Consider the following 10,307-nt stretch of genomic DNA (forward strand, 5'->3'; position numbering starts at 1 on the left):
GATGCTGTGATTGTCAAGACTGGCTCGCGCATCAACAATCACTCTCCAGAACATCAATACAGGAGACATCTGCATGGGCACTGCCATTCCCGCTTGCGTTGTCACCACGGCCCGCGAAGGTGGCGTGCTGGTGGTGACCATTGACAACCCACCCGTCAATGCCTTGGGCGTGGCGGTGCGCCAAGGGCTATGGGCTGCCCTAGAGCAGGCGGAACAGGATGCTGCTGTCCAGGCCGTGTTGCTATTGGGGGCAGGCACCTCCTTTATTGCTGGGGCTGACATCCGTGAATTTGGTCAACCCCCACAGCCCCCGCTACTGCCCGACCTTTGCAACCGAATCGAAGCCAGCCCCAAGCTGGTGATTGCCGCATTGCATGGCCCAACCCTCGGTGGTGGGTTGGAGGTGGCGCTGGCTGCGCACTACCGTCTGGGTTTGTCTGCCGCCAAATTGGGGCTGCCAGAAGTGAACTTGGGCCTGTTGCCCGGTGCGGGGGGCACGCAACGCACGCCGCGCCTGATCGGTGTGCAGGCCGCAGCAGAGCTGATGCTCAGTGGTCGCCACATGGGAGCCCAAGAAGCCTTGGCGGTGGGTCTGATCGATGATTTGGATGGGGGCCACGATGTGCGCGCTGCCGGGCTGGCTTATGCCCAGACCCTGTTGGCACAAAAAGCCCCGGTGCGCCGTACCCGTGATGCAGGCGCGCTGATCAACAAGGCTGCCAGCCAAGCGGCGCTGAATGTGCTCAAGGCCCACACCGCCAAAAAGACACCGGGGTTGTTCTCTCCACTGAAAATTCTGGAGGCCATTCAAGGGGCCATTGATTTGCCCTTTGACGAGGGGTTAAAGCAAGAGCGAGCCTTGTTTCTGCAATGCCTAGACAGCCCCCAGCGTGCGGGCCTGATCCACGCCTTTTTTGCGGAACGTGAAACCGCCAAGATCCCAGAAGCCAAGGCAGCAACCCCGCGCCCCTTGGCCCACATTGCCATTATTGGTGGTGGCACGATGGGGGCGGGCATCACGGTGGCGGCGCTGGATGCAGGGTTGCAGGTGACCATGATTGAACGCGATGCCCCCTCCATTGCCCGTGGTCAGGCCCATGTGGAAAAGGTCTATGACGGCCTGATCGCCAAAGGCCGCCTGAGCGCAGAGGCCAAAGCCGCGGTGATGGCACGTTACACCCCGAGCACCTCGTATGACGACATTGGGCAGGTAGATCTGGTGATTGAGGCCGTGTTTGAGGATCTTGACGTCAAAAAGACCGTGTTCCAGGAGTTGGATCGCGTGTGTAAGCCCGGTGCCGTGTTGGCTACCAACACTTCTTACCTTGATATTGATGCGATTGCCGCTGTGACCAGCCGTCCGCAAGATGTGGTTGGGTTGCACTTTTTCAGTCCGGCCAACATCATGAAGCTGCTGGAGATTGTGGTGCCCGCCAAGGTGGCGGCTGACGTAGTAGCCACCGCCTTTGCATTGGCTAAAAAGATGAAGAAAACCCCTGTGCGGGCTGGGGTGTGCGATGGTTTTATTGGCAACCGCATCATGGCGGTGTATCGGCAAGCCGCAGATTACTTGATGGAAGATGGTGCCAGCCCCTACCAGATTGATGAGGCGTTGCGGGCCTTTGGCTATCCCATGGGGTTGTTTCAGGTGGTGGATTTGGCCGGAGGGGATATTGGCTGGGCGGCCCGCAAGCGCCGTGCCCCCACCCGTGATCCGCGCGCCCGTTATGTAGAAATCAGTGACCGCCTGTGTGAGCGCGGCTGGTTTGGGCAAAAAACCGGGCGGGGGTTTTATCTGTACCCACAGGGGGCGCGCACGGGGGTACCCGACCCTGAAGTGCTGGCTATCGTCGATGCCGAACGGACCAGAAAGGGCATAACCCCACGCCCATTCACGGCGGACGAAATCATCCGCCGCTACATGGCTGCCATGGTCAACGAAGGCGCCAAGGTGGTGCAAGAGGGCATTGCCCTGCGCCCGTTGGATGTGGATGTGACCTTTTTGTCGGGCTATGGCTTTCCGCGCTTTCGTGGTGGCCCCATGAAATACGCCGACATGGTCGGGCTGGACAAGGTATTGGCCGATCTGCGTGAGTTTGCCCAAGAGGATGCTTGGTTTTGGCAGCCCGCAGCACTGTTGGAAACCTTGGTGGCCCAAGGGGCCAACTTTGACAGCCTGAACCACCGCGAATAAACGAAAAGGATATCCCATGCGTGAAGCCGTCATCGTCTCTACCGCCCGTACGCCCCTAGCCAAGTCGCACCGGGGTGAGTTCAATATTACCCCCGGCACCACCTTGGCCGCTTATGCCGTGAAGGCCGCAGTAGAGCGTTCGGGTATAGACCCTGCCCTCATTGAAGATGCCATTTTGGGCTGTGGGTACCCTGAGGGACGCACGGGCCGTAATGTGGCACGTGCCAGTGTGTTGCGCGCCGGGCTGCCCCTGAGCATTGCCGGAGCAACGGTCAGCCGCTTTTGTGCCTCGGGTTTGCAAGCCATTGCTATGGCCGCCCACCACATCATGGTGGACGGTGCCCCGGCCATGATTGCCGGAGGGGTGGAGAGTATTTCGGGCTTGCGCCGCAGCGAGGGCACTGGTGTGGACACGGGCATCGATCCTTGGGTGCTCGAGCACAAGCCGGATTTGTATATGGCGATGATCGACACCGCCGATGTGGTGGCCCACCGCTACGGCATCAGCCGTGAAGCCCAAGACCGTTTCTCGCTGGAGAGCCAACGCAAAACAGCACAGGCCCAAGCGGCAGGCCGCTTTGCCGATGAGATTGTGCCCTGCACCACCGTGATGGCCGTGACCGACAAGGCCACCGGCGCCGTCAGCCAGCGCGAAGTGACGGCCACTGCCGACAATTGCAACCGCCCCGGCACCACCTATGAGAGCTTGGCACAGCTCCAGCCGGTCAAAGGGCCGGGGCAGTTCATCACGGCGGGCAATGCCTCGCAACTGTCTGATGGTGCTGCCGCCTGCGTGCTCATGGAGGCCACACAGGCCGAGCGTTTGGGTTTGCAACCACTGGGTGCTTTTCGGGGGATGGCCATGGCTGGTTGTGAACCCGATGAAATGGGCATTGGCCCCGTGTTTGCCGTGCCCAAGTTGTTGGCGCGCCACGGCCTGAAGGTGGACGACATTGACCTGTGGGAGCTGAACGAGGCATTTGCCTCGCAGTCCATCTACTGCCAGCAGCGGCTGGGTATTCCCGATGAGCGCCTGAACGTCAATGGTGGTGCCATCTCCATCGGTCACCCTTTTGGCATGACTGGCGCACGCTTGGTGGGCCATGTGTTGTTGGAGGGGCGTCGGCGCAAGGCCAAGTATGCCGTGGTCACGATGTGCATCGCTGGTGGCATGGGTGCGGCTGGCCTGTTCGAAATTTTCTGAGGAACCCCACATGGATCTGCATTTCACCCCCGACGAGGAAGCCTTTCGCACCGAAGTGCAAACCTTCCTACAAGAAAAACTGCCCGCCCGCATCTCCCACAAGGTCAAGGCAGGCCAACGCCTGAGCAAGCAAGATCAGGACGATTGGCACGCCATACTCAATGCGCGGGGCTGGTATGCCAACCATTGGCCCGTACAGTACGGCGGCCCCGGCTGGGGGGCCGTGCAGAAGTTCATCTTTGACACCGAATGCGCACTCGCTGGTGGCCCGCGCATTGTGCCCTTTGGTGTCAATATGCTGGGGCCCGTGCTGATCAAGTTTGGCAATGCAGCACAGAAAAGTTACTGGTTGCCGCGCATTCTCAGTGGCGAGGACTGGTGGTGCCAAGGCTATTCTGAGCCCGGTGCTGGTTCCGATTTGGCCTCGGTCAAGACCACTGCCGTGCGCCAAGGCGGGCATTACATCGTCAATGGTCAGAAAACCTGGACGACCCAGGGCCAGCACGCCAACATGATCTTTTGTCTGGTGCGTACCAACCGGGAAGCACGGGCACAGGAAGGCATCAGCTTTTTGCTGGTAGACATGAACACACCCGGCGTGGAGTTGCGCCCCATCCGTACGCTCGATGGCGACCACGAAGTCAATGAAGTGTTTTTTACCGATGTGAAAGTGCCGGTAGAAAACCTGGTGGGTGAAGAAAACAAGGGCTGGACTTACGCCAAATACCTGCTCACCTACGAGCGCACTGGCATTGCCGGGGTTGGGTTTTCTGTTGCAGCATTGGAAAAACTGAAGGTGATTGCTGCCAAAGTGCATAAAAACGGCAAACCCTTGGCCCAAGACCCACAGTTTGCCGCTCGCATGGCCAAGGTGGAAATTGATCTGGAGAACATGAAAACCACCAACCTGCGCGTGATTGCGGCTGTGGCCGGTGGTGGTGTGCCAGGGGCCGAAAGCTCGATGCTAAAGATTCGGGGCACCGAGATCCGCCAAGAACTGCTGTCGCTGATTCGCCGTGCCATGGGGCCGTATGCGCTGCCATTTGTGGAGGAGGCTCAGTACACAGACGACAGCGCCACCCCCGTGGGGCCCAAGGAAGCTGCCACGGCAGCGGCCAATTATTTCAACTACCGCAAGCTGTCGATTTTTGGCGGCTCCAATGAAATCCAGAAAAACATCATCGCCAAGATGATTTTGGGACTGTGAGGCTGTTGCGATGAACTTTGAACACACCGAAGACCGCCGCATGCTGGCGGATACCCTGCACCGTTTTGTGACCGAACAATACGGTATTGAGACCCGCAACACGGTCGCCTATGGCGAGACAGGCCATAGCCCAGCCCTGTGGCAGCAATTTGCTGAGTTGGGGGCCATTGGCGCTTTGTTTCCCGAGGCCGATGGGGGCTTTGGCGGGGCAGGCTTTGACATCGCTGTGGTGTTTGAGGCTTTGGGGCAAGGGCTGGTGGTGGAGCCTTTTTTGGGGGCGCTGATGGTGGGGCAGGCGCTGGTGGCCGCAGGTACTGCGGCCCAAAAAGCACACCTTGCCAGCCTGATGGGTGGCAGCACAGTGGCTGCATTGGCACACGATGAGCCTGGTTCGCATTACCAGCTGGCCTATGTCACCACCCAAGCGATTGCCAATGACAAGGGCTGGTTGCTGACAGGCCAAAAAGCAGTGGTGTTGTTTGGCGATCAGGCCGACTTATTGCTGGTGTCGGCCCGCACCTCGGGCGCAGTCGACAGCGAAGCGGGTATCTCGCTGTTTCTGGTGCCCGGCAATGCTGTGGGTTTGGCGTGCCGAGGGTATGGCCGTATGGACGGGGGCCGTGCCGCAGAAATCACACTGAGCAACGTGCAGGTGGGGGCGGACGCCCTGTTAGGGGCGCCCAATCAGGGCATGGCTCTGCTGGAGCGGGCCGTGGGCTACGGCATTCTGGCCCTGTGTGCCGAAGCCTTGGGCGCCATGGATGTGGCGAAAAAAAGCACCCTCGAATACCTGCAAACCCGCAAGCAGTTTGGCAAGCCCATTGGTAGCTTTCAGGCGCTGCAACACCGCATGGCGGATGTGCTCATTGAAGTGGAGCAGGCACGTTCTGCTGTGATCAATGCGGCAGCGGCCATTGACGAGGATGATCGCATCCAGCGTGAGCGGGCGCTGTCGGCGGCTAAATACACGCTGGGCCGCATCGGCACTCTGGTGGCTCAAGAGAGCATCCAGCTGCATGGTGGAATTGGCATGACGTGGGAGTTGCCCCTGTCCCACTATGCCAAACGGTTGGTGATGATCGACCACCAATTGGGCGATGAAGACCACCATTTGGCACGTTTTATGGCTTTGGGCCAGTCGCTCTGAACTGGAGCATTGCCATGAGTCCAGCCCTGTTGAGCCGCCGTGAGGGGGCAGTGTGGGTACTGTCTAACAACAATGTGGCCGCCCGCAATGCACTGTCGGTGGATTTTTACACGGCCATGATCGCGGCCCTGCGCCAAGCGGCAGCCGATACCACTGTGGGCGCCATTGTTTTGACTGGCGAGGGCGGGCATTTTTGCTCTGGCGGAGATTTGCGTCAGTTGGCTACGCGCCGCGAACTGCCAGCCCAGGAGCGCCGCACCCGAATTGAGGGGTTACACGACCTGATCCGAGCGATGCGTGATTGCCCCAAGCCCCTGATTGCTGCGGTGGAAGGGGCTGCGGCGGGTGCGGGGTTGTCATTGGCGCTGGCGTGCGACATGCTGGTGACCGCCAGCGATGCGGTGTTCTCGGTGGCTTATGTGAAGGTGGGCCTCACCCCTGATGGTGGGGCTACCGCTTTTTTGGCCGAGTTGGTGTCGCGCCAGGTGCTGACCGAGTTGTGCCTGACGGGCGAGCGCCTCAGTGGTGAGCGCCTGCATGCACTGGGGGCCGTCAATCGGCTGGCTCCGCCCGGTCGTGCCTTGGAAGATGCTTTGGCATTGGCCCGTCAAGTAGCCTCTGGCCCAGAGTGGGCGATGGGGCGTATCAAAGAACTGTGCCGCCAAGCACCACGCAATACCCTGGAGCAACAACTGGATTTGGAAGCGCAGTCGATGGTGCATTCGCAAGCGACCGCAGAGTCGCACGAAGGCATTCAGGCCTTTCTAGAAAAACGCCAACCCGATTTCACCCGCCTACGCCAGCAAGGGGCTGGCAGGCTATAGGAGACAAACTGTGATGACCGATATGGATTTCCCTCTGGACGGGGTGCGCGTGCTGGATCTTTCGCGCGTCTTTGCCGGGCCAATGTGCGGTATGGTGCTGGCCGATTTTGGCGCGGAGGTCATCAAGGTAGAGCATCCGGGGCGGGGCGACGACACCCGCGACTGGGGCTTGCGCATTGGCAAAACCGAAACCACCTACTACAACAGCATGAACCGCAACAAGCGGTCGATCACGCTGGATTTGCAAAGCCCTGAAGGGCTAAAAATCATCCACGATCTGTTGCCACAGTGCGATGTCGTGATCCACAACTTCAAGTCTGGCGGTGCCGAAAAGCTCGGCTTGGGCTATGAGCAACTGCGGGCCATCAAGCCCGACTTGGTGTATTGCGCGGTGGGCGGCTACGACAGCAGCGGCCCCGAGGCCAAGCGCCCTGGCTACGACTTGGTGATTCAGGCCGAAGCTGGGCTCATGGCCCTCAATGGCGAGGCCAGCCAACCGCCGTTGAAGTTTGGCGTGGCGGTGGTGGATTTAATGACTGGCATGTATGCAGCCCAAGCGGTGTTGGCGGCCTTGTTTCGCCGCGAACGCACGGGCAAGGGCCGCTTGATTGAGATGGCGCTGTACGACTGCGGCATCACTGTGACAGGCTACTACGGGCTAGATGCCCTGGAGTTGGGCCACGACCCGGAGCGTTACGGCAATGCCCATCCTTCCATCGTGCCCTATGGCATGTACGACGCAGCAGATGGGCCGCTCATCATCGCCGTGGGCACCAATGCCCAGTTTGACAAGTTTTGCCGCCAAGTGATTTTGCGCCCCGACATTGTGGACGACCCGCGTTTTGCCACCAATGTCAACCGGGCGCAAAACCGGCGTGAGTTGCTGCCCTTGCTCAAAGAAATCATCCGTACCGGCCAGCGCGATGTGCTGCTCGAGCGCCTGACAGTAGCGGGTATTCCTTGCGGCAAGGTGGTGGGTTTGCACGAAGCCCTCACCAGCGAGCGCACCCGACGCAGCGGCTTGTTGCGTGATATGCCACACCCGGTGGTGGGCAGTACCCCAGTGTTTGCACCACCCTATCGGCTCGATGGCGAGCGCCTGCCTATTCGCCAAGCGCCGCCCACGCTGGGTGAAGGCACGCGCGAAGTGCTGCAACAACTGCTGCAACTACCAGAAGAACAATTACAAACATTGCAGGCCCAAGGCATATTGACCTTGCCGCCAACGGCCCATGCACAACACATTGCCGTGGAGTAACCCGCCATGAAAACACGCATCACTGAACTTTTGGGCATCCAACACCCCATCATCCAGGGCGGAATGCACCATGTGGGCTTGGCCGAGCTGGCAGCAGCGGTGTCCAATGCGGGCGGGCTGGGCATCATTACGGGCCTGACCCAACGCACCCCAGCGTTGCTCACCCAAGAAATTGCGCGCTGCCGCGCTATGACCGACAAGCCCTTTGGCGTCAACTTGACTTTTTTGCCCTCGGTGCAGCCGCCAGACTATCCGGGCTATGTGCGTGCCATCATCGATGGCGGCGTCAAGGTGGTGGAAACGGCAGGCAACAACCCACAGCAATGGTTGCCAGCACTGAAAGAGGCCGGCATCAAGGTGATTCACAAATGCACCTCGGTGCGCCATGCACTGAAGGCGCAGGCTATTGGTTGCGATGCGATCAGCGTAGACGGCTTTGAGTGTGGCGGTCATCCCGGTGAGGACGATGTGCCCAACTTCATCTTGTTGCCGCGTGCGGCACAGGCACTGAAGATCCCGTTTGTTGCCTCTGGCGGCATGGCCGATGGCCGCTCTTTGGTGGCGGCACTGGCGTTGGGGGCCGAGGGCATCAACATGGGCACCCGCTTTATTGCCACCCAAGAGGCGCCGGTGCATGCCAATGTCAAGCAAGCCATTGTGGCTGCCACCGAGCTCGATACCCGCTTGGTGATGCGTCCGTTGCGCAACACCGAGCGGGTGTTGAACAACGCCGCCGTGGAACGTCTGCTCGACAAAGAACGTGCCTTGGGGGCCAGCCTGCGGTTTGAAGACATCTTGCCCGAAGTAGCAGGGGTCTATCCCCGCATCATGCAGCAAGGCGAGATGGAGGCGGGGGCTTGGTCTTGCGGCATGGTGGCCGGACTCATCCACGATATACCCACCGTCCAGCAACTGATCGACGACATCATGGCCCAAGCGCATGCACTTATCAGCGAGCGGCTCACCACCATGCTGCGCTGAACGCAAACGCACTGATTCTGCTCGCCTGCACCTTCAGGTGACACCCTCACGGCCCCCTGTAATAAAAATCCCAAGGAGACAAAAATGGAACATCTCAATATCCGCCGCCGCCAATGGTTGCAAGCGGGCGCTTTGGCTGGCAGTAGCCTGCTGGGCGTTCCCGTTTGGGCAAAAACCGATTACCCCAACAAACCGATCAAACTGATTGTGCCGTTTAACCCCGGTGGGGCCACCGACATCTTGGCCCGTTCTATCGGAGAAAAATTAGCCACCCGGATGGGGCAGCCCGTGTTGGTAGACAACCGCCCCGGAGGCAGTGGCGTGACCGGGACGGACTTTGCCCTCAAGTCTGCGCCTGATGGCTACACCTTCTTGATCTCGCTGGGCACCACCATGTTGATCAACCAGTTTTTGTATACCAAGCTGCCCTACCACCCACAGCGCGATCAGGCACTGATGACACAAATTGCGCTGGCCCCCGTCACCTTGTTGGTCAATCCCAAGCTGCCAGTGAACAACGCCACCGACCTGTGGAACCATATCACGCGCAACAAGGGCGCACTGTCCTATGGCTCCTGGGGCAGTGGTTCGTACTCCCATTTGGCTTGTGCGTGGATCAGCCACAACCTGGCGGCCGATATGACCCATGCCCCCTACAAAGGCGAAGCCCCCATGATGCAAGACTTGGCCGGAGGCCAAATCGACATGGCCTTTGCCAGTTTGCAAGCGGCCAAGCCCCATATTGACTCGGGCCGGGTCAAGGTCGTGGCCGTCACTGGCGAACAACGCATGGCGGCATTGCCCCAAACACCGACTTTGATTGAGCAAGGCATCAAAGACGAAATTTTTCGGATCAGTGGTTGGCTTGGCATGAGTGCCCCAGCACGCACACCCACTGATGTGCTGCAACAGGTCACGGCAGAAGTGCGGGCCATCATTGCCCTGCCAGAGATCCGCCAGCGCATCCAGACGATGGGGTTTATTCCGGTGGGCAATACCCCCGAGCAGTTTTCCACCGCCTTTCAAAAAGATGCGCCCATCTGGGAGCGGGTGGTCAAGCTCTCCGGTGCCAAGCTGGATTAAACAGAGCTTGCACTTTTATTTTTAATCAATACAGAACCCCCAACCATGAAAATTCTCGTACCGGTCAAGCGCGTGGTGGACTACAACGTGAAAGTGCGTGTCAAATCCGATGGCACCGGCGTGGACATTGCCAACGTCAAAATGAGCATGAACCCCTTTGACGAAATTGCCATCGAAGAGGCCGTGCGCCTGAAAGAAAAAGGCTTGGTCACTGAGGTGATCGCCGTCTCCTGCGGCACCGCCCAGTGCCAGGAAACCCTGCGCACGGCCATGGCAATCGGCGCCGACCGCGCCATCTTGGTCGAAACCGAGGCCGAACTGCAACCGCTGGCCGTGGCCAAGCTGCTCAAGGCGCTGGTGGACAAAGAGCAACCCGGCCTCATCATTTTGGGCAAGCAAGCCATCGACG

At 59.6% G+C, this 10,307-nt stretch carries 9 protein-coding genes; all 9 read left to right on the forward strand.

Going from position 1 to position 10,307, the window contains the following annotated elements; translation table 11 throughout:
- The first annotated feature begins 73 nt into the window (after positions 1 to 73).
- A complete protein-coding gene (locus tag ACFO6X_RS13535; RefSeq protein WP_382433936.1) occupies positions 74 to 2,194 on the forward strand; it encodes a 3-hydroxyacyl-CoA dehydrogenase NAD-binding domain-containing protein in 2,121 nt (706 codons plus the stop codon).
- Between the two features lie 16 nt (positions 2,195 to 2,210).
- On the forward strand, positions 2,211 to 3,398 hold the full coding sequence (locus ACFO6X_RS13540) for an acetyl-CoA C-acyltransferase (protein ID WP_382433938.1): 1,188 nt from the start codon (positions 2,211 to 2,213) through the stop codon (positions 3,396 to 3,398).
- 10 nt (positions 3,399 to 3,408) lie between these two features.
- The gene (locus tag ACFO6X_RS13545; protein ID WP_382433940.1) at positions 3,409 to 4,605 is read left to right on the forward strand and encodes an acyl-CoA dehydrogenase family protein; all 1,197 of its coding nucleotides are present in this window, start codon (positions 3,409 to 3,411) and stop codon (positions 4,603 to 4,605) included.
- Positions 4,606 to 4,615: 10 nt separating this feature from the next.
- Positions 4,616 to 5,752 carry an acyl-CoA dehydrogenase family protein gene (locus ACFO6X_RS13550; RefSeq protein WP_382433942.1) on the forward strand — a complete coding sequence of 379 codons (1,137 nt, stop codon included), beginning with the start codon at positions 4,616 to 4,618 and terminating at the stop codon, positions 5,750 to 5,752.
- Positions 5,753 to 5,766: 14 nt separating this feature from the next.
- Positions 5,767 to 6,576 carry an oxepin-CoA hydrolase, alternative type gene (locus ACFO6X_RS13555; protein WP_382433944.1) on the forward strand — a complete coding sequence of 270 codons (810 nt, stop codon included), beginning with the start codon at positions 5,767 to 5,769 and terminating at the stop codon, positions 6,574 to 6,576.
- 13 nt (positions 6,577 to 6,589) lie between these two features.
- On the forward strand, positions 6,590 to 7,834 hold the full coding sequence (locus ACFO6X_RS13560; RefSeq protein WP_382433946.1) for a CaiB/BaiF CoA transferase family protein: 1,245 nt from the start codon (positions 6,590 to 6,592) through the stop codon (positions 7,832 to 7,834).
- Between the two features lie 6 nt (positions 7,835 to 7,840).
- Entirely contained in the window at positions 7,841 to 8,815 is a 975-nt protein-coding gene (locus ACFO6X_RS13565; protein WP_382433948.1) for an NAD(P)H-dependent flavin oxidoreductase, read from the forward strand.
- Between the two features lie 84 nt (positions 8,816 to 8,899).
- The gene (locus ACFO6X_RS13570) at positions 8,900 to 9,898 is read left to right on the forward strand and encodes a Bug family tripartite tricarboxylate transporter substrate binding protein (protein WP_382433950.1); all 999 of its coding nucleotides are present in this window, start codon (positions 8,900 to 8,902) and stop codon (positions 9,896 to 9,898) included.
- Between the two features lie 45 nt (positions 9,899 to 9,943).
- Positions 9,944 to 10,307 (forward strand): electron transfer flavoprotein subunit beta/FixA family protein (locus ACFO6X_RS13575; protein ID WP_382433952.1); only part of this gene is annotated, 364 nt, incomplete at its 3' end.

Source organism: Giesbergeria sinuosa (assembly GCF_042652905.1).
GTDB lineage: Bacteria > Pseudomonadota > Gammaproteobacteria > Burkholderiales > Burkholderiaceae_C > Simplicispira > Simplicispira sinuosa.

Bases quoted from the DNA above. Each gene is read 5' to 3' on its own strand.
- ACFO6X_RS13535 (WP_382433936.1), top strand. From the start codon at position 74: ATGGGCACTGCCATTCCCGCTTGCGTTGTCACCACGGCCCGCGAAGGT.
- ACFO6X_RS13540 (WP_382433938.1), top strand. From the start codon at position 2,211: ATGCGTGAAGCCGTCATCGTCTCTACCGCCCGTACGCCCCTAGCCAAG.
- ACFO6X_RS13545 (WP_382433940.1), top strand. From the start codon at position 3,409: ATGGATCTGCATTTCACCCCCGACGAGGAAGCCTTTCGCACCGAAGTG.
- ACFO6X_RS13550 (WP_382433942.1), top strand. From the start codon at position 4,616: ATGAACTTTGAACACACCGAAGACCGCCGCATGCTGGCGGATACCCTG.
- ACFO6X_RS13555 (WP_382433944.1), top strand. From the start codon at position 5,767: ATGAGTCCAGCCCTGTTGAGCCGCCGTGAGGGGGCAGTGTGGGTACTG.
- ACFO6X_RS13560 (WP_382433946.1), top strand. From the start codon at position 6,590: ATGACCGATATGGATTTCCCTCTGGACGGGGTGCGCGTGCTGGATCTT.
- ACFO6X_RS13565 (WP_382433948.1), top strand. From the start codon at position 7,841: ATGAAAACACGCATCACTGAACTTTTGGGCATCCAACACCCCATCATC.
- ACFO6X_RS13570 (WP_382433950.1), top strand. From the start codon at position 8,900: ATGGAACATCTCAATATCCGCCGCCGCCAATGGTTGCAAGCGGGCGCT.